The sequence below is a fragment of the Clostridium aceticum genome, from assembly GCF_001042715.1.
GTDB classification, from domain to species: Bacteria; Bacillota; Clostridia; order Peptostreptococcales; family Natronincolaceae; genus Andreesenella; species Andreesenella acetica.
Map to the genome: position 1 here is coordinate 712,244 of NZ_CP009687.1, position 21,883 is coordinate 734,126.

Consider the following 21,883-nt stretch of genomic DNA (forward strand, 5'->3'; position numbering starts at 1 on the left):
AATGGATATGCTTATCATCTTTTTAGTAGCACTCTTTGGGTTTTTATTAATTGGCGTTCCTGTAGCCTTCTGCTTGGGCTTGGCAGCACTGGTTATGATGGGAATCCAAAACTTTGGATATGATATTTTGGTGCAAAAAATGGTAGGTGGTATAGATAGTTTTCCTCTACTGGCAGTACCTTTTTTCATGTTGGCTGGAGAAATTATGAACTCCGGCGGGATTGCAAAACGGATTATAAATTTATCTAATTCATTGGTAGGCCACATCACTGGGGGTCTAGGGTTAGTAAACATAGTAGCCAGTATGTTTTTTGGAGGTATTTCTGGTTCTTCTGTAGCGGATACAGCTGCTATTGGTGGGCTTTTGATTCCTGCTATGAAGGAAGATGGCTATGATGCTGATTTTTCTGCTGCTGTAACAGCTTCTTCAGCTACTATGGGTATCGTTATCCCTCCTAGTATTCCTATGATTTTATTTGGTCTAATTGGTGGTACCTCTGTAGTAAGAATGTTTTTAGGCGGAATCATTCCTGGGATTTTAATAGGTTTTTCTCTATTGACATTGACTTTTATCATATCAAAAAAGAGAAACTATCCTAAAGGGGATAAATTCTCTATTGTAAGAGTATTTAAGGCTTTAAAGGAATCGATTTGGGCAGTGTTTCTACCGGTAATTATTATAGGTGGTATCATTTCTGGATACTTCACCCCTACTGAAGCAGCGGTTGTATCAGTAGTATACGCACTTATTGTTTCTCTTTTTGTCTATAAAGAAATGAGTGTCAGGGACTTACCAAGAATTTTAATTGATACTGGAAAGACAACTGGAATTGTTATGTTAGTAGCAGGAACAGCTATGGTTGTTGCCTGGTTATTAACAGTTGTAAGAATACCACAAAGTATTGCTACTACAATTTTATCGATTTCGGACAATCCATTGATTGTATTATTGATTATTAACTTCTTCTTGCTTTTAGTAGGAAGTGTTATGGACTTGACACCAGCATTGTTGATCTTAACGCCGGTTTTATTACCAGTAGCTACAGCCGTAGGGATTGACCCCGTATTTTTTGGTGTTATGATGGTAATTAACTTAGGAATTGGTCTGGTAACTCCGCCGGTTGGTACAATACTTTATATCTCCTGTGGTATTGCTAAGATTTCATTAGAAAAGATTACCAAGGCTATGCTTCCTTTCTTAGCAACACAAGTAGCAATTTTATTGTTAATTATTCTATTCCCTCAATTGGTTCTATGGATTCCAAATACACTGAGGTAATAGACTTGTTTTAGAAAATATCAGTGCTTGTATAGATCTGAGACAGTATACTTGCACTTTAATATATTAAGGTCTGCTTTGTAGTCTTTAGATATGTTTTCTAACGAATATAAAACTGTAGACCCTTTATATTAACGCTAAAAGCATATATATATATAAACTTTTTAGTTTATAGAATTAAAGGAGGGCTAGAGATGCTGAAAAGTCAAAAAATGAGAAATGTTGCAGTGGAAATGGACTCCCTCAAAATGGGAATGGGATGGACAGCTGATGATTTGGAAAAACCTCAGGTTTTTCTGCAAAGCACTTGGGGAGACAGTCACCCTGGAAGCGTTCATTTAAATAAATTAGTTTTTGCGGCAGAAGAAAAACTGAGTCTTTTAGGGGCAAAAGCCGCCAAGTATACAACAACAGACATTTGCGACGGTATTGCTCAAGGGCATGATGGTATGAACTATTCACTGCTTTCAAGAGAAGTGATTGCAAGCATGATTGAAATACAAGCTACTGCTACACCTTTTGATGGAGGCTTGTTTATATGCAGTTGTGATAAAGGAGTACCTGCCCATTTGAAGGCAGTGGCACGTCTTAATATGCCTTCAATTGTTGTGACAGGAGGGGTAATGAAGGCAGGACCTAATATGTTGACATTAGAGCAGATAGGGACATATAGTGCTCTATTGAAACGTGGAGAAATGACAGAAGCTGCTTTTAAAGAAAAACAGCATACAGCTTGTCCTACCTGTGGTGCCTGTGCCTTTATGGGAACTGCTGCTACGATGCAGGTAATGGCAGAAGCTTTGGGACTGGCTTTACCAGGAACTTCCTTAATGCCGGCTACCATCGAAGAAATGCAGGAAGTTGCTAAAAAAGCAGGGGCACAGTTATTAGAACTTATAAAGCAAGACCTAAAACCTTCTGATATTTTAACGATGAAGGCCTTTGAAAATGCTATTATGGTGCATGCTGCTATTGCTGGATCAACCAATACTTTACTTCATTTACCAACGATAGCCCATGAGGTGGGAATCGATTTAGATCCACAACTATTTGACGATATTCATAGAAAAGTTCCTTACCTCGTAAATATTCGCCCAAGTGGTACCTTCCCAGCAGAATACTTCTGGTATGCAGGAGGATTACCAGCAGTAATGGAAGAAATTAAAGATTTCCTACACTTAGACGTAATAACAATAACCGGTAAGACTTTGGGAGAAAATCTAAAAGATCTAAGAGAAAGCGGTTTCTTTGAAAGAAGTGAAAAGTACCTAGAAGGTTTCGGCTTAAAGCGTGAAGAAATAATTAGGTGTATAAGTAATCCTATCCAAAAAGAGGGTGCTGTTGCTATATTAAAGGGGAATTTAGCCCCTGAGGGAGCAGTGGTAAAACATTCTGCTGTAGCAAAAGAAATGCTACAGGCAACGTTAAGTGCTAGACCATTTGATTCAGAGGAAGATGCCTTCGAAGCGGTGGTAAACAAAACAATTAAACCTGGGGATGCAGTGTTTATCAGATATGAGGGACCTAAGGGTTCTGGTATGCCAGAAATGTTTTATACAACAGAAGCTATCGTTTCAGACCCTGAGCTAGTATCTTCAATTGCCCTAATCACTGATGGTAGATACTCTGGTGCTACGAGAGGACCTGCTATTGGACATGTTTCTCCAGAGGCGGTTGAAGGGGGACCTATAGCACTGGTGGAGGAAGGGGATTTAATAAGAATTGATATCCCTAATAGACTCATAGAGATTGTTGGTGTGAAGGGTGAAGAAAAAAGTAAAGAAGAAATGAATACGATATTAGCGGAAAGAAAAAAACATTGGCAAAAACCAGTGCTGAAACAAAAAAGCGGAATTTTAGGGATTTATAGCAAATTAGCTGTTTCTCCAATGAAGGGTGCTTATATGGAATAGCCAATTAGTAGCCTATCTTTGTATAGGCTACTTCCTATATATATATAAGGAGGATTTATCATGAAGATAACAAAGTTTGAATTATTTCAAGTTCCACCAAGGTGGTTGTTTCTAAAGATAGAAACTGATGAAGGAATTACTGGGTGGGGGGAGCCTGTTATAGAAGGTAGAGCCCATACGGTAAAGGCTGCGGTGGAGGAATTGAGCGAATACCTTATAGGAAAGGACCCTTTAAAGATTGAAGACCATTGGCAAGTCCTGTATAGAGCAGGCTTCTATAGAGGGGGTCCTATCTTGATGAGTGCTATCTCTGGTATTGATCAGGCATTATGGGATATAAAAGGAAAGTTTTATAATGCACCTGTTTATGATTTGCTAGGGGGGGCTTGTAGAGATAAAATCAAGGTCTACTCTTGGATCGGTGGAGACAGACCTAGTGATGTGGCGCAGGCTGCACTAGAAAAAAAACAACAGGGTTTTACTGCTATTAAAATGAATGGGACTGAAGAGCTTCAGTATATTGATTCCTACGATAAAATAGATGAAGTTGTAGAAAGAGTAGCTGCCATTAGAAAGGTGGTAGGAAAAAGCTTTGGTATTGGCGTAGATTTTCATGGCAGAGTCCATAAACCAATGGCCAAAGTTCTAGCAAAAGCATTAGAACCTTATCAACTCATGTTTATTGAAGAACCAGTGTTAACTGAAAATCTAGAAGCCTTAAGGGAAATTGCAAATCATACTTCTACACCAATTGCAACAGGAGAGAGAATGTATAGCCGTTGGGACTTTAAACATATTTTATCTGAGGGTTATGTAGATATTATACAACCAGATCTTTCCCATGCAGGTGGTATTACAGAATGTAGAAAAATTGCCACTATGGCAGAAGCTTATGATGTTGCTTTAGCTCCCCATTGCCCACTAGGTCCTATAGCCTTAGCATCTTGTCTCCAGGTAGATGCCTGCAGTCATAATGCTTTTATTCAGGAACAAAGCTTAGGTATCCATTATAACCAAGGCAACGACATATTAGATTATCTAAAGGACAAAACTGTGTTTAAATACGATAAGGGCTATGTGGAGATGCCAAAGGGACCAGGACTAGGAATAGAGATCGACGAAGCGAAGGTAAGACAAGCAGCTAGAGAAGGTCATAACTGGAAGAACCCTGTTTGGAGACATAAAGATGGTAGTGTTGCTGAATGGTAGTTGAATCAACTTATTAGGAGGAAGACATATGGGTAATTTAATACAACAAAAACTAACGCAAGGACAATCTGTGTTGGGACCCTTTATGAAGCTACCCAGTCCAGCAGTGGTGGAAATTATGGGCTTAGCTGGTTTTGACTATGTTATTATTGACTGTGAACATGGTCCTTTAAATGTCCTTCAAGCAGAAGAGATGGTTAGAGCTGCAGAATTGACAGGTATATCACCAGTAATTAGGGTGTCTGATAAAGACCCGGTGATGATTTCTAGGGCTTTAGATATAGGGGCAGCTGCTGTACAAGTACCTCAAATCTGTTGCAAAAAAGATGCGGAAGATGTGGTGAAGGCAGCAAAGTTTGCTCCTATAGGTGAAAGAGGAGTTTGCAGATATGTGAGGGCGGCCAAATACACTGCTATAGAAAAACAGGAGTACTTTCAAAAGGCTAACAAAGAAACTATGGTGATTATCCATATTGAGGGAGAAGAAGGGGTAACCAATATTGACGAGATTCTAACTGTAAAGGGTATTGATGTTATTTTCCTAGGACCCTACGATTTGTCTCAATCCCTAGGTTTACCAGGGCAAGTAGACCATCCTAAAGTGGTAGAGAAGATGAAGGAAGTAGCAAAGAAGGCAAAGGAAAAAAATATAGCTGTAGGAACCTTTGTTGATCACACAGATGCGGCAGCTAAGTGGATGGAACTAGGTGTTCAGTACATCTCTTATTCTGTGGATGTAGGTATTCTTTATGAAAAGTGTAGAGAGGTAGTCCAGCAAATGAAGACGAAGTAACAAAAAAATAGATTATAAAAAACTAAAATATAAAGACTGTTGAAAATCCTTCAAGTTCCATGCTAAATAAAAATGAAGGATTTTTAACAGTGAAAAATCTTGTATTGTATTTGCTTTTGTATAACCAATAGGAAAGTATAAACTTTATAAGTTGTGGATAAGTTATAATTTCCGTTACTAGTTTCAACAAAGGCATCCTTTAAATCTTCCAAAGGAAGACTTTGTTCCATTTAAAAAATTTTAGCAAGAGCTAATAAATTGCGATATTGCTGATCATGCTATTCAGGTGTATAATTTCTGTATACTGAATACTTATTTTAAAAGGAGATGCATGATAAAGCATGAAAAGCCACGATTTCAAGAAATATTTGACAAAAAGTGTACTGGGTTTAGAGGTGTTGTTGGCATTAGGTTTAACGATCGGCATTATTATTGGTTTGGTGGATATTGTAAAGTATATAGGTTATATCCTCCATACAGACATTGGTCATACCTATGAAGTATTTAAAAAGTTTCTTGGTTTTACGTTATTATTAGTAGTAGGTATAGAGTTAGTGCTTATGTTATTATCACACTCTACAAGTGCTATACTGGAACTGATTTTATTTGCTATTGCAAGGAAAATGTTGATTTATAGTGAGACTATGTTGGATTTAGTGCTGGGGACAATTGCTATAGCAGGAGTATTTTTGATACGTAAATACTTAATGACAAATAAAAAATTTGTAAATGAAGAAGGAAGAGTAATTTCGGCGGGGGAATATGTTCATGATGTAAATTTTGATACAGGGTTGCATATTCCTGAAAATAAAGGCAATACCATTGGTGGTTTAGTGTGTAACCTTTCAGAGGAAAGTGCTACACCTGTGGAAGAGGGAGCAGAATATGAGGCTGGAAATATTATAATTAAAATTGTAAAAATGAAGGATGGACTTATTGAAAAAGTACTGCTAAAGGAAAACAAAGAAATGCAAAAACAAAAAGGATAATGGGTGGGGACTTAGTTTGCTAAGTCCCTGATTATTTTGTATAAAATGAATACTTATAACTGGAGTAAGCTGAGAGAAAAAAGGTAATGATAGACATAGAGGGAAATACTTAAAAAACTCCTTTAACAAATGGGAAAATATGAAATAAAATGTATAAATATTAAAATCCAAGTAAAGTTTTTTATTTACAAATCCACATTGTTCATGTATAATGTATACTAAAATTCAAATATTGTTTTTAGACTTCGTCATAGTACGAATGAAAATAAAGTTTAAACTAAAATTATTCGCACAAAAGAAGGAGGAGGTATGGTTATGCAGAAGAAGGTAGAAGAACTATTAGAAGAAGCAATTATTTATTCATTACCTAGTTGGACCCATAATAAAGAAGTTTTAACAAAGGTTCTAGAGGCACATCCTAATATTCAATTTGTATCTGTGGTGGCAGTGGACTTAGGAGGAAATGATACTGATGAGAAGATTCCGGTCTCTTTGTTTCTAGAAGATATGGAAGAGTTTTTAAGTGTAGGGGTTCAAACAGATGGTTCTAGTGTTATGCTTCAGGGGATTGCTACCCTTAACAACGCTAAGGTTGATTTAATTCCGGACCTTGATGTAAACTGGTTTGTAGATTATAATTATGACCATTTATATGAAGGCAATGGACTACCTATAGGTACTTTAAGAATACCAGCATTTTTGGAGCATGACGGTAAGCGAGTAGATTCTAGATCTGTCCTAAAAAGAACAGCAGACTATTTTGCAGTACAAGTACAAAAACTTCTAAAGAAACATCCTCATCTATTAAAGGAACTAAATATTGACTCACCTGATGAGGTGGCGGAAGTAGCATTGACTACAGCTACAGAACTAGAGTTTTGGGTAAAGACTCCTGAGGACTATGCAGATGAAGAAAAACTGTCTACTTCTCAGATGCTAAAGGAGCAGTACTGGAAGAGAACAAAAGGCAGTGTAAGAACTGCTTTAGAGGAAACCATCATGTTAATGGATAAATACGGATTTGTGCCAGAGATGGGTCATAAAGAAGTAGGAGGCATTACAGCGAAGATCGGGGTTACTGGAAAACTAAATCATGTTATGGAGCAGTTGGAGATAGACTGGAAGTATAGTACAGCACTACAGTGTGCTGATAATGAACTTTTTATTAGAGAGCTGATAGAAGAAATATTTGAAAATCATGGTTTAGAAGTAACCTTTCTAGCCAAGCCCATTGAAGGGGTGGCAGGAAGTGGTAAGCATACCCATATGGGGGCAGGATTAAAACTGAAAAATGGTAAATACATCAACCTATTTGCACCGAAGGATATGCATGCCAGTTATATAAATTCAATAGGCTGGGGAGCTTTGATGGGATTATTGAAAAATTACGAAGTAGTAAATCCATTTGTAACCTCCACCAATGATGCATTTAATCGATTAAAACCTGGTTTCGAGGCACCGATATGCATTGTAGGATCTGTAGGTCATACCCCAGAAACGCCTTCTAGAAACCGTACTGTATTAGTAGGATTAGTGAGGGATACCAATAATTCTTTAGCCACTAGATTCGAATTAAGAGCACCTAATCCAACAACCAATGCATACTTATGTATTGCTGCTTCCTATCAAGCTATGTTAGATGGTATTGAAGCTGCAGCAGAAAGCAAAATGGATGATCATCAATTGCAAGCAGAGTTTTCTAAAAAAGCTGGGGAAGAAAAACTTTACTTAGAGAAGGATAGAGCTTATCGCAGCGAAGAGGATGTTTTTGAAGATTTTACAGAAGAAGAAAGAAACCACCTGTTTGCTAAGCCGCCAGCTACCGTATGGGAAAACTTAAAGGGACTTGAAAACTATCCGGACAAAAAGAAAGTATTGTTTGAAGGAGAAGTGTTTAGTGAAGAGATTGTTAATTCCTATAGAATATCTATTTTAGATCAATGGGTTAAGGAACTGACAGGAAGAATTATTGTAGATAACATGGCACTGGTAAGAAACTGTAAAAAGTTGCATGGTGCTGATAATGTTACAGATTTAGATGTAGTAAATTGGGAAAAAATGAATGCCCTTAGAAACTATTTAATGAAGGATAGTTTAGAAAGAAAGTCGCTGTTTACCCAGATTAGGGAGGCGGTTGAAGACAAGGATTTTGATTTAGTATCAAATTTACAGTTAGAAATGATGGAAAAAGTCAGCTGCCTAAAACAGTTATATGTTATCTATAGAAGAAATCTTTTAGAGGAAGTAAATGGGTATTATGAGCACTATAGAATGTAATAAATTCTTTTAGATAAAAAAATCTTGTCATCAGGACAAGATTTTTTTATTGGCAAAAACACTGTTTTTTACCATTTTTTTGGGGTATAATGAAGACAATATCCAAATTTATGTAATTTAACTATATTAAAATAAGGAGTGGAGAATATGGATTTAAAAAATGTACAAAACAAAATGAAAAGTTTAAAATTACTTCTAGACCCTAAAGCAGCGGCTAAGGAAAAAAGAGAAGAAAAGAAAAGGACTATGAAGAAGGGGATGGCATTAGGGGCATTTTTTGGAGGACTAGCTGGTATATTTTTAGCACCAGATACTGGAGAAAATACTAGAAGAAAAACGAAGGAAGAATTAGAAAAAATAAAAGAAAGCCTTGAAACCAATATAGCGGAAGGAAAGGAAAAACTAGAAGTAAACTTAGAAGAAGGCAAAGAAAAAATCATAGAACTTTACGAAGATAAAAAAGAAGTAATTCACCAAACTTTTTCTACACTAAAGGAAAAAATAAAACCTTATGATGAACCTAATACAGTCGAGGAAGAAGAACTAGATATGGAAGAAGAACTTGGATTGGTGAAGGAAGAAGCATAGCAACTATAAAGAAAATACAAGAGACAAGGTGGGAAAAAAATGGATTCAACCATTACCATTACCCTAGGGCAGTTATTTAACTTTTTGTTTGCTCTACTAGGCATTGCATTACTAATAATTCTTTTTATTTTGCTCTATAAGATTTATGAGACTTTAAAGCAAGTAAAAGAAATCTTAACACAAAATGAAGAAAATATCGACGAGACCCTGGAGAGGATACCGAAGGTTCTTCATAATATAGAAGAAATTAGTGGTGTTGTAAATGAAGAAGTGAAAAATTTTCAGGGGGTTGTAAGAAATATAGAGGAAACAGTAGAATACACAGCTTCTGCAGCTCAGGGGATTAATGAAGATATTCTAGAACCTATTCGAGATATTTTTCAAATTCTTTCATTGATAGGAGAGGTGTTTCCTAGAAAAAAGAAAAAAAGCTGGTTTAAGAAATAAGTCATAGGTGTTAACCTAATACAGTTATTACCAAAATTCTCTCTAGCTGTCGTCCTGAAGGTAGCGAAGGATCTAGGAGTAATGAAGGATGACAAATTATGGTTTAAGTTAACGCTAATGAGAAATAAATATAATAGGAAAACGTAGGTCAAAAATGACTTGCGTTTTTTTTATGAAAAAAGATAAAAAACAATTGAATATTTATAAGAAGTTATGTATAATTAATAAAAATGAATAAATATTCCTTGATTATTATAAATATAATGATATAAATACAGAGAATAAGAGGTGACAATATGATTAAAGTTGGAATTCTAGGAGCAACAGGATATGTTGGAGCAGAACTTACAAGGTTGCTTTCACAACATTCGGAAGTAGAAATTATGTTTTTAGATTCTAGGAGCTATGCTTCTATGGCCTATAGTAAGGTTTACAGTAACTTCAAAGATATTGTGGAGGATCAGTGTACTTCTATTAACCTAGAAGAGGACTTGGAGAATATAGATTTATTATTCTGTGCTTTACCTCATGGTTTAAGTCAAAAAGCAGTAAAAAAGATTGTGGAAAAGAAAAAAAAGGTTGTAGATCTTTCAGCAGACTTTAGAATAAAAAGCGTTGCAACTTATGAAAAGTGGTACGGTGTAGAGCATGAAGCAGTAAAAGAACTAGAGAAAGCGGTATATGGATTGAGTGAAATATATAGCCATGAAATTGCTAAAGCAGATTTAGTATCAAACCCAGGCTGTTATCCTACCAGCATTTTACTTCCTTTATATCCCTTACTGAAGGAAAAAATAATTTCTACAGATGCCATCATTATTGATGCAAAATCAGGAGTTTCAGGGGCAGGTCGGACACCGGGAGATGGGAACTTGTTTGCCCAGTGTAATGAGAATCTAAAAGCTTATGGTATAGGTACCCATCGGCACACTCCTGAGATAGAACAAGAACTGTCTATAGCGGCTGGTGAAGAGGTAACAGTACAATTTACTCCTCACTTAATTCCTATGACTAGGGGGATTTTAAGTACGATTTATGCACCGAATAAAAAGACAGTGAGTCAACAAGAAGTAAAAGAGATTTATAAAACCTATTATCAACATCAACCTTTTATAAGGCTGTTAGAGGACAATGAATATCCTCAGACAAAAGCAGTGTATGCTTCTAATTACTGTGATATTGGTTTAAAGGTAGACCCTAGAACAAACAATATTATTATTGTCAGTGTAATAGATAATTTAGTAAAAGGGGCTGCTGGGCAGGCGGTTCAAAACATGAATCTAATGTTTGGATTGCCTCAAGAAAAAGGATTACAACAGCCGCCTATATGGCCATAAGAGAAATGGAGGAGATGACAGTGAAAAATTTTGAAGTATTTAATGGAGATATTACTTCACCTAAGGGTTTTCAAGCCAGTGGGGTGCATATAGGGATTAAGAAAAAGAAAAAGGATATGACATTAATCGCCAGCGATGTTTTAGCAGAGGCAGCAGGGGTTTTTACCACCAATAAAGTTTGTGCAGCACCTGTACTGGTTTCAAAGGAAAATATAAAAGCAGGAAAAATACAAGCCGTTATTGTAAACAGTGGTAATGCCAATGCCTGTACAGGAGAAGAAGGCTATGAAAATGCATTAAAGATGACAAAAGTTACAGCAGAGGCACTGCATATAGATCCTAGCCATGTTATAGTAGCTTCTACTGGAATTATAGGCGTTCCTTTACCAATGGATACAATCCTGCCAGGGATCAAAAAGGCAGCAAAGGCTTTAAGTCCTGATGGGGGAGAAGCAGCGGCAGAGGCAATTCTTACTACGGATACGATAGACAAAAAGATTGCAGTAGAGGTAGAAATAGATGGTAAAAAGGTGACGATAGGTGGCATAGCTAAGGGTTCTGGAATGATCCACCCTAATATGGCAACCATGCTTTCCTTTATAACTACAGATGCAAAAGTAGAAGGGGAATTCCTACAGGAATTACTGAAAACAACCTCAGATAAGACCTACAATATGATTACAGTAGACGGTGATACCAGCACCAATGACATGGTTTGTGTTATGGCTAATGGAATGGCAAAAAACACAGCATTAAATCAAGAGCATCCTGAAGCACAAAAATTTATAGAAGCCTTTTATTATGTAAATGAATATTTAGCGAAAAAGATTGTACAGGATGGAGAAGGGGCGACAAAGTTCATAGAAGTAGAAGTCATCAATAGTAGATCCTTTAAAGAGGCACAGACGGTGGCAAAGAGTATTTTAAGCTCGAATCTAGTAAAGACTGCTTTCTTTGGTGAGGACGGTAACTGGGGACGAATTCTATGCAGCATAGGTTATTCAGGTGCAGAATTTGAAGTAAATGAAATAGAGGTTTTTTTAGGCAACAAAGACAAGATGATAAAAATTGTAGAAAACGGTCAGGGAACTGGCTTTAGTGAAGAAGTAATGGAGAAGCTTTTGAAAAGCAAGAAACTAAAAATTATGGTTGATCTAAAAACAGGAACAGAAAGTGCAAAAGGTTGGGGCTGTGACCTATCCTATGACTATGTAAAGATCAACGGAGCTTATAGAACTTAGGGGGAAAAAAGAAATGAAGTTATCGCCATGTCAGAAAGCAGATATTTTAATAGAGAGTTTACCATATATTAAAGCCTTTCACAACCAAACGGTTGTTATAAAATACGGTGGCAATGCTATGATTAACAACGAATTAAAACAAACGGTAATAAAGGATATTGTACTAATGAAGTATGTAGGAATGAATCCGGTGGTTGTTCATGGAGGAGGACCTGAAATAACTGAGATGATGCAAAAACTTGGAAAAGAACCTCAGTTTGTAGACGGTCTTAGGGTAACAGACCAAGAGACTATGGATATTACGGAAATGATTCTATTAGGAAAAATTAACCGCCAAATTGTTTCTCTAATCAATGGTAATGGTGTAAAGGCAATAGGTATCAGTGGCAAAGATGGAAACATGATTTTAGCAAAACAAAGAAACCCTAAGCTAGGTTTAGTGGGGGAGATAGAAAATATTGATATTAGTCTAATCAATACTATAACAGATAATGGTTACGTTCCTGTAATCTCTCCCATTGGTTGTGGAAGTCAAGGGGAAACTTATAATATTAATGCTGACGAAGTGGCAGGGAGAGTTGCAGCAGCCCTAGGTGCAAAAAAGCTAATGCTGATTACAGATGTAAAAGGCGTGATGAGGGATCAAAATGATAGCAACTCTATTATATCTCATATTAAAACCAAGGAAATAAGAAGATATATTGAAAGTGAAATTATAAGCGGTGGCATGATACCAAAGGTGCAGTGTTGTTTTGATGCAGTAACCAATGGTGTAGAAAGAGCACATATCATCGACGGAAGAAAACCCCACTCTATTTTACTAGAGATCTTTACAAATGAGGGAATCGGAACGATGATTACAAACTAAAGGAGGGAATGGCAATGATAGAAACAATTGTTCAAGAGGGAAATCAATATATAATGAATACTTATAAGCGTGTACCAGTAGCTTTTGTAGAGGGAAATGGTTGTTACTTAAGGGATACGGAAGGACAAAAATATTTAGATATGATCGGTGGACTAGGCGCTTGCGGCCTAGGCCACAACCACCCTGTAGTGACAAAGGCAATTCAGCAGCAAGCAGAAAAGTTGATTCATGTATCGAATATTTACTGGATTAAGGAGCAAGTAGAGCTAGCAAAGCTTCTAGTAGAAAACTCTTTTGGAGATAAAGCTTTTTTCTGTAATAGTGGGGCAGAGGCAAACGAAGCAGCTATCAAATTGGCTAGAAAATATGCTTATAAGAAGTACGGAGAAAATAGAAATGAGATCATTGCCATGACTTCTTCTTTCCACGGAAGAACCCTTGGCACATTAAGTGTTACCCATAATAAAAAGTATCAAGAAGGCTATGGACCGATACCAACAGGATTTAAATTTTCAAATTTTAACGACATAAATTGCCTGAAAAGTATGATTAATGAAAATACTTGTGGAATTATCATGGAACCAATTCAAGGTGAAGGTGGTGTCACTGCTTCGGAGGTAGCCTTTATTAAGGAAGTAAAGGCATTATGTGAAGAAAAAGACCTTGTACTGATCTTTGACGAAGTGCAATGTGGCATAGCAAGAACTGGCAAGTTATTTGCCCATGAAAACTATGGTATTGAACCAGATATTATGACCTTAGCAAAAGCTTTAGGCAGTGGGGTTCCTATTGGAGCAATCGTAGCGAAGGATAAATTGGCAGAAGCCTTTAATCCCGGAGATCACGGTACGACTTTTGGAGGAAATCCTTTAGCCAGTGCAGTTGCTTTAGCAACTATGAAATTCATTATAGAAGAAAAGCTTTGGGAAAAGGTAGAAGCTAAAGGAAAGTATTTTGCTGAAAAATTAGAGGAATTTGTAATAAAGTACCCTTGGGCAAAGAAAGTGAAGGGCAAAGGATTTATGGTAGGACTAGAATTAGAAATAGAAGGAGCTCCTATTGTAGAGAAGGCTTTTGATGAAGGGCTTTTAATGAACTGCACTGCCGGCAAGGTTTTACGTTTCCTTCCACCGCTTGTTGCAGAAGAAGAGGAGATTCAAAAGACGGTAGATATATTGGCTGAGATTTTCCATGAAATGGGGGAAGAACAATGAAAGGCTATTTGATTTTAGAAGATGGCATGGTATTTGAAGGTAAGGTTTTTGGAAGTCTTCAAGAGGATACAGGAGAAGTAGTTTTTAATACTGCAATGGCAGGCTATCAAGAAATTTTCACAGATAATTCCTACAACGGACAGATATTAGTGATGACCTATCCTATGATTGGCAACTACGGTATCAATAGTGAAGATATAGAATCAAACCAACCAACCATAAAAGGATTAGTTGTTAGAGAATTGTGTAAAACCCCCAGCAATTGGAAGAGTGAAAACTGTCTAGATGACTACTTAAAATACCACAACATCATGGGCATTGAAGGGGTAGATACACGAAAATTAGTAAAGCATCTAAGAGAAAAAGGAACCATGAAGGGGATTATTACAATAAGCTTAGACCATAAACAAGAGCAAATGGAAAAGATGCAGGAAATGGATATTACAACTAAGAATTATACTGGAGATGTATCCACAGAAAAACCTTATATTCTAGCAGGCAATGGTCCTAAAATAGCTTTATTGGATTTTGGTGTAAAACTAAATATCCTTAGAATACTAAAATCCTATGATTGTCATATCACTGTGCTGCCTTATCAAACCAAGGCAGAGGAAATCATGAAACTGGGGGTAGATGGTGTCTTTTTATCCAACGGACCGGGAAATCCTCAAACCTTGATGCCAGCAGTGGAAAACATAAAAAAGCTTCTTCATCATAAGCCGATGTTTGGTATATGTATGGGACATCAGCTCTTATCATTGGCTTTTGGAGCGGATACTTATAAATTAAAGTATGGTCATAGAGGGGGAAATCATCCTGTGAAGGACCTCATCACCAATAAGGTCTATATTACTTCACAAAATCATGGCTATGTAGTAGATGAAAAAACCGTAAACCAAAAAGAATTAGTCATTACCCATAGAAATTTAAATGATGGTACGATAGAGGGGATTCAACATAAATATTTGCCAGTATTCAGTGTGCAATATCATCCTGAGGCTTCACCAGGACCTATGGAATCCAAATATTTATTTCAACAGTTTGTATACAATGTCCAACATAGTAAAGAAGCAGTATAAGGAGGGTTGAGGATGACAAAGCATAAGAACATTAGCAAGGTAATGGTGATTGGATCTGGGCCTATCATTATTGGGCAGGCGGCAGAATTCGATTATGCCGGAACGCAGGCTTGTAAGTCTTTGAAGGAAGAGGGCATAGAGGTTGTATTGGTAAATAGTAATCCAGCCACCATCATGACAGATGAAAATATAGCGGATATCGTCTATATAGAACCTCTAAACGTAAAGGCATTAGAACGAATCATTGATCAAGAAAGGCCAGATGGCATACTGCCTACACTAGGGGGGCAGACGGGACTGAATCTAGCTGTGGAGCTTTATGAAAAAGGTGTGCTGTATAAGTATAATGTCAAACTTCTGGGAACCTCCATAGAAGCTATAAGACGGGCAGAGGACAGAAAACTCTTTAAGGAAACCATGGAAAAGTTGGGTCAGCCTATTCCCGCCAGTACTATTGCTAAAAATATAGAAGAAGTTTTAGCCTTTGGGGAAGCGGTAGGCTATCCACTGATTATTCGACCTGCTTATACCTTAGGAGGTACAGGGGGAGGTATAGCAAATAATCAGGAGGAGTTATTAGAAATTGGCACGAAGGGATTACGGCTTAGTATGGTGGGGCAGGTATTGATTGAAAGAAGTGTGGCCAATTGGAAGGAAATTGAATATGAAGTCATCAGAGACAAAAATGATAATTGTATTACTGTTTGCAACATGGAAAACTTTGATCCAGTAGGTATTCATACAGGAGATAGTATTGTAGTGGCACCCTCCCAAACCTTAAGAAATGAAGAGTATCAACTGCTTAGAACTGCATCAATAGATATTATAAGAGAGTTAAAGATAGAAGGAGGCTGCAATATTCAGTTTGCCTTAAATCCAGATAGCACAGAATATGTGGTAATTGAAGTAAACCCAAGGGTAAGTCGATCCAGTGCTTTGGCCTCAAAGGCAACAGGCTATGCGATTGCTAAAATTGCTGCTAAAATTGCAGTAGGTTTAACTTTAGATGAAATTAAAAATCCTGTAACAGGAAAAACTACAGCATGTTTTGAGCCAGCTTTAGACTATGTGGTAGTAAAAATTCCTCAATGGCCCTTTGACAAATTCCATACCGCCAATCGCCAATTAGGTACCCAGATGAAGGCTACTGGAGAGGTAATGGCCATCGACAGAACCTTTGAAGGGGCTCTTCTAAAAGCTATTCGCAGTCTAGAGGGCAGCTATAAGAAGCTGTTTTATGTGGGAATTGAAGAATTACTAACGCCTAATTCTGTTAAGAAAGACTTTTCAGAAAAGCTTCATATTCCTAATGATCAAAGACTCTTTACCATCTTTCATGCCTTTAGAAATGGTTATACTGTAGAAGAGATTTATGAATTAACAAAAATCGATGTATGGTTCCTCACTAAAATACAGAATATTATAGATATGGAAAAGACATTAAAAAAAGTAGGCATGGATGACGAAACAATCAAAGCGGCAAAGCAAATGGGTATGAGCGATGCACATATTGCAAAAATATTGGAAATGACAGAAGACGCGATTATGGAATATAGAAAAGGACGAGGTTTAATACCAGTATATAAGTTGGTGGATACTTGTGCGGGAGAGTTTGAATCCTCAACGCCTTATTATTATTCTACCTATGAAGAAGAATGTGAAGCCATAATCAATGATAAAAAGAAGGTCATGGTCTTAGGATCTGGGCCCATTAGAATTGGGCAAGGGATTGAATTTGACTACTGCTGTGTACATGGTGCTTGGGCTTTAAGGGATTTAGGACTAGAAACCATCATCGTCAATAATAATCCTGAAACAGTTAGTACAGACTTTGATACATCGGATAAGTTATATTTTGAACCATTGACGACAGAAGATATTTTGCACATAGCCCAAAAAGAAGGTATAGAAGGGGTAGTCGTACAGTTTGGCGGACAAACCGCCATCAATTTAGTAGAACCCTTATACAAAAAAGGAATAAAAATCATTGGTACCAATCCTGAAGCTATAGATATAGCGGAGGATCGTGAAAAGTTTTCTTATCTTTTGCAGAAGTTAAATATTCCCCAAGCTGAAGGTTCTACAGCTAAGAGTTTAGAAGAAGCATTAAGCATTGCTGAAAATCTAGGTTTTCCTCTTATGGTTCGACCCTCTTATGTCATCGGAGGCCAATCAATGAAAATTGTTAGAAGTCGGGAAGAAATGGTAAACTACGTAACGATGATTAAAGGGATAGAAAAAGAACTTGCAATTTTTATTGATCAGTATATCGAAGGCAAGGAAGTAGAGATTGATGGTATCAGTGATGGTGAGGAGATTTTTATTCCTGCCATTATGGAGCATATAGAAAAGGCAGGGGTACATTCAGGGGATAGTATGAGTGTCTATCCAGCACAGAACTTAAGTGACAAAGTAATTAAGGATATTGTTGACTATACAATGGCTATTGCTAAAGCTTTAAAAGTAAAGGGGCTAATCAATATTCAGTATGTAGTAAAGGATGAAAAAGTATTGGTGCTAGAAGCCAATCCTAGGGCTTCCAGAACCATACCTATCGTATCCAAAGTGACGAAAGTTCCTATGGTGGCACTTGCTGTTGAAATGATGATGGGAAAAACCTTGAAGGAATTGGGTTATCCTTCTGGTGTAGGAGAAAACCCTCCTTATGTTGTGGTAAAGGCTCCAGTATTTTGCTTAGAGAAATTAGCAAATGTAGATATATCCTTAGGACCTGAAATGAAGTCCACTGGTGAAGTTATGGGAATAGGAAAAACCTATGAAGAAGCTATATTAAAGGCTTTTGAAGCAACAGGAATGAATCTTGCTATGGAGGGATGTGTACTACTATCTATAGCAGATCGTGATAAGGAAGAATCACTGCCTTTAGTAGGAAAATTAGCTGCAATGGGCTTTGGTATCTTTGCCACAGAAAGCACTGCTGTCTTTTATGAGGAGAATCATATCCCAGTAACAAAAGTTTTAAAGTCCTATGAGGAGCTTATGCAGTCCTTTAAGTCAGATAATATCGTAATGACCATTAATACTCCTACAGAAGGCACTGACATGGAGGGAGAAGGCTTTAAGCTAAGAAGAAGATCTATAGAACAGAATATACCTTCCTTCACTTCCTTAGATACTGCACAGCAATTTATTGATGCTTTGGCATATTATAAAAAATATTTATATGGTGTTATAAGAATTGTTTAGTAAATCATGGTAAAAGCAGTATATTGGTATGAATTTATACCTAATATACTGCTTTATTTAAATACAGTTATTTATATTTTTTCAGACCATTTCTAAAAACTTCTATCATTTCATCACTCTCGTCAAGGCGATAGATTCTTCCTGGATTTCCTTCGTGATCATAATCAATACCATTCCACCAAATAGCAACTTTAATATTTTCAAATTGATCTATGGTATCAAACATGTCCTTAATCCAACCTATCTTGTCTCCCCCTATGGAACTAGAGCCAAACTCTGTTATCATAAAAGGTTGTTGAAAAAGGGAGGTATATTCTTCGTAAAGGCTAGGATAGATTTCATGAAAACTTTTCCATGATTCCCCTTTAAAATGGGTTCCAGGGTTATATCCTGTCAAACCTATGATATCTACATATTGATCTCCTGGATAATAGGTTAAGTAATGGTTCCACTGAAATCCTGGGAAGGAAATATCATGAGGATTCCACACCCATAGGGCATTATCTACACCGTTCTTTTCAAAGATATTATAAATATAATGCCAAACTGCTTTGAATAATTCTGTATCGTTTGAAGTAAAATAGCTGGAATAAATACACCAATCACCATTCATTTCATTATTCAATCTAAATAATACAGGATGACCAAATTCTTTCATATCTCTAGCATATTGATTTAAAAATTCATCATACTTTCCATTTAATAAGTCATAGGTAATACTAGGGTTGTCCGTATCACTATGGTGAGTATGCTTTGTCTGTAGGGTCAGCTCCACATACTTATCATTATTATAAGCCATCAGCATTTCTTCCATAGGAAAGTTGGTGTCTAGGGTTTGATAGCGTACTATAAATTCAAAAGTATAATCTAGTCTTTTTTCCAGGTCATTTAAAAAATTATAGTTGCTAGCCGCCGTCCATTCAAAAATTCCCCATTTTAGAGAGTCGCTTTTTAAAAAGTATTGATTATAAAAATTTCTTGTTGCCTCATTAAGATTTTTTTCTGTAGTTTTATAAGTAGTATGAACTTTAGCTGTTCCTCTTTTTTCAACTAAACGAAAACTGTTAATGATGGTCATATAATCTTCTATGGGCTTAGAAGATTTAATAAAAATAGTGTAAACCTCATGTTGATTTTTAACGATCTTAGCGTTAACATAGTAATTTTTATCATTTGGCAGGTTGGAGATTTTATCTCTATGCCATTTAAGCAAATGTGTTCTTAAGCCATTGACACGAAGGTTTTCATCTTTTGTGATAGTATGATCTTTTTTATTGAGTTTGAATAGATTGCTGTAGTTAATATACCGATCTGCTGTATGGATGGTACCTTTAAAGTTATCATAGTATATTTCAATCCGAGTATCCGTATCAGCAATCACTGTTCTAACCGCTGATAGGGTTGTATCTACCCACATGTGATTTGGATAGTGTAGAGAGTATCCATAAGGATAATCAATATATTGATTGTAGGAGCCATTGATGGGCTGAATGACCTTGAAATCATCTTGTAGACTGAAGTCTGACGTCTCTACTTGCTGAGCATTTTTAATATAAATGTTTGGATCAGTGTATCCATATACATTAAGATTTACTGTTGAGATGTAAAAAGCAAATACCATTAAAAAAGCAATTGTCCTTTTTTTCATTGTCTTCTCTCCCTTGTAGTTGAAGTTTTTGCTAAAATTAAAAAGTTAGTTTAAATTTCCTAGTCTACATATAATTAGACATATTTCCTTAAATTCCTTTAGTTTCTATCATAGTTTTACAAAAAAATAGGACTTAGAATGTTTCTAAGTCCTGAGATTATAAATTTTTAATTAAATAATATATTTTTCTATTTTAATGGAAATACAATTTTGGTCAAAAGCTCACTTTCTGGTACATCCATAGGGGAGTTATAATAAAACTCATAGGCTGTGCCTGTGGGTGTATAACCATTCTTATTGACCCATTCCATCATAGCAGTATAAACCGGCTCCGTTTGATGATAGGGGCCTTTGTATAAATAAGACACCTGTTTTCCTGCAGGAATTTCACTAGCCTGAATTTCTCCTTTTCCTTCAAGTGATTTAGCAACAGGAAAACCCATCTCTACATCTAAGTCCTGCATGTCCATGTTGTAATATGCGGCGAAGGCAGCCTCTGGTGATGGTTTTTCTCCTATTTCATTAAGATACTGAGTAATTGCCTCATAGGCCTTTCCTAACTCCTGGGGCAAGTTTTCAACAGCGGTTCTAGTTCGCATAGAAAGCACAGGCTGAGCTTGTTGCTCTGTTAATTCAAATTTGTAATTCATAAAAAATTTCCTCCTTCATTTTTTTCCATTTTACCATCCTAAACATGACAACTGTAGGTCATGTTTCTAAGAATATTTTTTATAAATTCCTTCTGCCATCTCTGCAAGAACATTTCGGATATGAGGAGGACTTATAACTTCTACAGAGCTTCCAAAACTTAACAGGAAGCCATAAAGCCATTTGTTTTCGGGTAAAGATGTCTTGACTATTATTCCATCTTCAATATATTCTGTAATGGCATCTTCAAACCATTCATGGATAATATTTTCCAGGCTTGTATCAAAAAGTAGTTGCAATTCTAGCATCTGGTCTGGTTGAAGCCACTTTTCATGCCAGGGAAGTTCCTCTAAGGAAACTTCTTTAGGTGTAAAAACCTTAAGAGAGATCTCTATGTTCTTCATTCTTGACAGTTTAAAAAGACGAAATGCCTCTCTTTTAAGACACCATCCATATAAATACCATTGCTGTCCTTTAAAAACAAGAGAGTAGGGTTCTATACTTCGATTTGTTTTTATTCCTTTAGAATCAGTATATAAAAAGGTGACTTCTCTACATTGCTCTATTGCCTGATAAAGATCCTGCTTCTTTTTCTTAGAATGTTTATCTTCTCTCCAGGGAGAGATATCAATAAAAAATTGATTTGTTTTATAATCAAGAAATTGGAACTGAGAAGTTGAGAGGGTGTTTTTGAACTTTTCCATTAAAGTTTCATGTTTTGAGTTAGAAAAGTTGGCAGTTAAGCTTTTTAAAGCCGTAAGAATAGTAACCATCTCTTCTCCAGTAAGAAGATTTCTATCTAAGCGATAACCTTCTACAATCCCAATTCCTCCATTTGCACCTTGATAAGTGACAATAGGTATTCCTGCTGAATTTAAGGCATCTATATCTCGCAGTATTGTCCTAACAGAAACCTCAAACATTTCAGCTAATTCTTTTGCTTGAACACGCTCTCTCCTAAGTAGTGTTACTAAAATAGCCATTAATCTATCAATTTTCAAACCAATCACCACCATTGAATTTAGGTATATTCTGTTTAAATGACTTTATCCATATTATACCATAATTCCTTGTTCACTAAATCCCACAAGTCGAGTTATTTATACTTTTTGAAACCATTTCTTTGAGGGTTAGACCTCCACCTCT

General features: G+C 36.4%; 17 protein-coding genes. 14 read left to right on the forward strand and 3 right to left on the reverse strand.

Annotation, left to right across the window (positions count from 1 at the left end):
• Position 1: 1 nt before the first annotated feature.
• From CACET_RS03205 to carB, 14 genes are all read left to right on the forward strand, one after another.
• On the forward strand, positions 2-1,279 hold the full coding sequence (locus CACET_RS03205) for a TRAP transporter large permease (RefSeq protein ID WP_201774892.1): 1,278 nt from the start codon (positions 2-4) through the stop codon (positions 1,277-1,279).
• Positions 1,280-1,473: 194 nt separating this feature from the next.
• Entirely contained in the window at positions 1,474-3,192 is a 1,719-nt protein-coding gene (gene ilvD / locus CACET_RS03210; protein ID WP_044823003.1) for a dihydroxy-acid dehydratase, read from the forward strand.
• Positions 3,193-3,252: 60 nt separating this feature from the next.
• Positions 3,253-4,401: a galactonate dehydratase gene (dgoD, locus tag CACET_RS03215; RefSeq protein WP_044823002.1), complete on the forward strand. Its 1,149-nt coding sequence runs from the start codon at positions 3,253-3,255 to the stop codon at positions 4,399-4,401.
• Between the two features lie 28 nt (positions 4,402-4,429).
• Entirely contained in the window at positions 4,430-5,194 is a 765-nt protein-coding gene (locus tag CACET_RS03220; RefSeq protein WP_044823001.1) for an HpcH/HpaI aldolase family protein, read from the forward strand.
• Positions 5,195-5,535: 341 nt separating this feature from the next.
• Positions 5,536-6,183, forward strand: coding sequence for a transporter associated domain-containing protein (locus CACET_RS20355; RefSeq protein WP_052661193.1), 648 nt, complete (start codon positions 5,536-5,538; stop codon positions 6,181-6,183).
• Positions 6,184-6,498: 315 nt separating this feature from the next.
• The gene (locus tag CACET_RS03230; protein WP_044823000.1) at positions 6,499-8,460 is read left to right on the forward strand and encodes a type I glutamate--ammonia ligase; all 1,962 of its coding nucleotides are present in this window, start codon (positions 6,499-6,501) and stop codon (positions 8,458-8,460) included.
• A 147-nt stretch (positions 8,461-8,607) separates the two neighbouring features.
• Positions 8,608-9,048 (forward strand): YtxH domain-containing protein, encoded by a 441-nt coding sequence (locus CACET_RS03235; protein ID WP_044822999.1) that lies wholly within the window; start codon positions 8,608-8,610, stop codon positions 9,046-9,048.
• A 39-nt stretch (positions 9,049-9,087) separates the two neighbouring features.
• Entirely contained in the window at positions 9,088-9,495 is a 408-nt protein-coding gene (locus tag CACET_RS03240; protein WP_044822998.1) for a hypothetical protein, read from the forward strand.
• Between the two features lie 296 nt (positions 9,496-9,791).
• Positions 9,792-10,832, forward strand: a complete 1,041-nt coding sequence (gene argC, locus CACET_RS03245; protein WP_044822997.1) for an N-acetyl-gamma-glutamyl-phosphate reductase — start codon at positions 9,792-9,794, stop codon at positions 10,830-10,832.
• Between the two features lie 14 nt (positions 10,833-10,846).
• On the forward strand, positions 10,847-12,073 hold the full coding sequence (argJ, locus tag CACET_RS03250; protein ID WP_242846863.1) for a bifunctional glutamate N-acetyltransferase/amino-acid acetyltransferase ArgJ: 1,227 nt from the start codon (positions 10,847-10,849) through the stop codon (positions 12,071-12,073).
• Between the two features lie 13 nt (positions 12,074-12,086).
• The gene (gene argB, locus CACET_RS03255; RefSeq protein WP_044822995.1) at positions 12,087-12,941 is read left to right on the forward strand and encodes an acetylglutamate kinase; all 855 of its coding nucleotides are present in this window, start codon (positions 12,087-12,089) and stop codon (positions 12,939-12,941) included.
• A gap of 14 nt (positions 12,942-12,955) precedes the next feature.
• Positions 12,956-14,155 (forward strand): aspartate aminotransferase family protein, encoded by a 1,200-nt coding sequence (locus CACET_RS03260; RefSeq protein WP_044822994.1) that lies wholly within the window; start codon positions 12,956-12,958, stop codon positions 14,153-14,155.
• Positions 14,152-15,234: a glutamine-hydrolyzing carbamoyl-phosphate synthase small subunit gene (carA, locus tag CACET_RS03265; protein ID WP_044822993.1), complete on the forward strand. Its 1,083-nt coding sequence runs from the start codon at positions 14,152-14,154 to the stop codon at positions 15,232-15,234. The genes CACET_RS03260 and carA overlap by 4 nt, the downstream gene beginning before the upstream one ends.
• Before the next feature lie 12 nt (positions 15,235-15,246).
• The gene (gene carB / locus CACET_RS03270) at positions 15,247-18,441 is read left to right on the forward strand and encodes a carbamoyl-phosphate synthase large subunit (RefSeq protein WP_044822992.1); all 3,195 of its coding nucleotides are present in this window, start codon (positions 15,247-15,249) and stop codon (positions 18,439-18,441) included.
• Between the two features lie 67 nt (positions 18,442-18,508).
• On the opposite strand, the gene CACET_RS03275 is transcribed toward carB, so the two are convergent.
• From CACET_RS03275 to CACET_RS03285, 3 genes are all read right to left on the reverse strand, one after another.
• Positions 18,509-20,089, reverse strand: a complete 1,581-nt coding sequence (locus tag CACET_RS03275; RefSeq protein WP_044822991.1) for a glycoside hydrolase family 26 protein — start codon at positions 20,087-20,089, stop codon at positions 18,509-18,511.
• A 188-nt stretch (positions 20,090-20,277) separates the two neighbouring features.
• Positions 20,278-20,739 (reverse strand): GyrI-like domain-containing protein, encoded by a 462-nt coding sequence (locus CACET_RS03280; protein WP_044822990.1) that lies wholly within the window; start codon positions 20,737-20,739, stop codon positions 20,278-20,280.
• A 66-nt stretch (positions 20,740-20,805) separates the two neighbouring features.
• Entirely contained in the window at positions 20,806-21,753 is a 948-nt protein-coding gene (locus tag CACET_RS03285; RefSeq protein ID WP_242849927.1) for a helix-turn-helix transcriptional regulator, read from the reverse strand.
• Between the last annotated feature and the right edge of the window lie 130 nt (positions 21,754-21,883).

What these genes read in the sequence shown, in the direction of transcription:
- CACET_RS03205 (WP_201774892.1), top strand. Translation starts at nt 2, where the DNA reads ATGGATATGCTTATCATCTTTTTAGTAGCACTCTTTGGGTTTTTATTA.
- ilvD (WP_044823003.1), top strand. Translation starts at nt 1,474, where the DNA reads ATGCTGAAAAGTCAAAAAATGAGAAATGTTGCAGTGGAAATGGACTCC.
- dgoD (WP_044823002.1), top strand. Translation starts at nt 3,253, where the DNA reads ATGAAGATAACAAAGTTTGAATTATTTCAAGTTCCACCAAGGTGGTTG.
- CACET_RS03220 (WP_044823001.1), top strand. Translation starts at nt 4,430, where the DNA reads ATGGGTAATTTAATACAACAAAAACTAACGCAAGGACAATCTGTGTTG.
- CACET_RS20355 (WP_052661193.1), top strand. Translation starts at nt 5,536, where the DNA reads ATGAAAAGCCACGATTTCAAGAAATATTTGACAAAAAGTGTACTGGGT.
- CACET_RS03230 (WP_044823000.1), top strand. Translation starts at nt 6,499, where the DNA reads ATGCAGAAGAAGGTAGAAGAACTATTAGAAGAAGCAATTATTTATTCA.
- CACET_RS03235 (WP_044822999.1), top strand. Translation starts at nt 8,608, where the DNA reads ATGGATTTAAAAAATGTACAAAACAAAATGAAAAGTTTAAAATTACTT.
- CACET_RS03240 (WP_044822998.1), top strand. Translation starts at nt 9,088, where the DNA reads ATGGATTCAACCATTACCATTACCCTAGGGCAGTTATTTAACTTTTTG.
- argC (WP_044822997.1), top strand. Translation starts at nt 9,792, where the DNA reads ATGATTAAAGTTGGAATTCTAGGAGCAACAGGATATGTTGGAGCAGAA.
- argJ (WP_242846863.1), top strand. Translation starts at nt 10,847, where the DNA reads ATGACAGTGAAAAATTTTGAAGTATTTAATGGAGATATTACTTCACCT.
- argB (WP_044822995.1), top strand. Translation starts at nt 12,087, where the DNA reads ATGAAGTTATCGCCATGTCAGAAAGCAGATATTTTAATAGAGAGTTTA.
- CACET_RS03260 (WP_044822994.1), top strand. Translation starts at nt 12,956, where the DNA reads ATGATAGAAACAATTGTTCAAGAGGGAAATCAATATATAATGAATACT.
- carA (WP_044822993.1), top strand. Translation starts at nt 14,152, where the DNA reads ATGAAAGGCTATTTGATTTTAGAAGATGGCATGGTATTTGAAGGTAAG.
- carB (WP_044822992.1), top strand. Translation starts at nt 15,247, where the DNA reads ATGACAAAGCATAAGAACATTAGCAAGGTAATGGTGATTGGATCTGGG.
- CACET_RS03275 (WP_044822991.1), bottom strand. Translation starts at nt 20,089, where the DNA reads ATGAAAAAAAGGACAATTGCTTTTTTAATGGTATTTGCTTTTTACATC.
- CACET_RS03280 (WP_044822990.1), bottom strand. Translation starts at nt 20,739, where the DNA reads ATGAATTACAAATTTGAATTAACAGAGCAACAAGCTCAGCCTGTGCTT.
- CACET_RS03285 (WP_242849927.1), bottom strand. Translation starts at nt 21,753, where the DNA reads ATGGTGGTGATTGGTTTGAAAATTGATAGATTAATGGCTATTTTAGTA.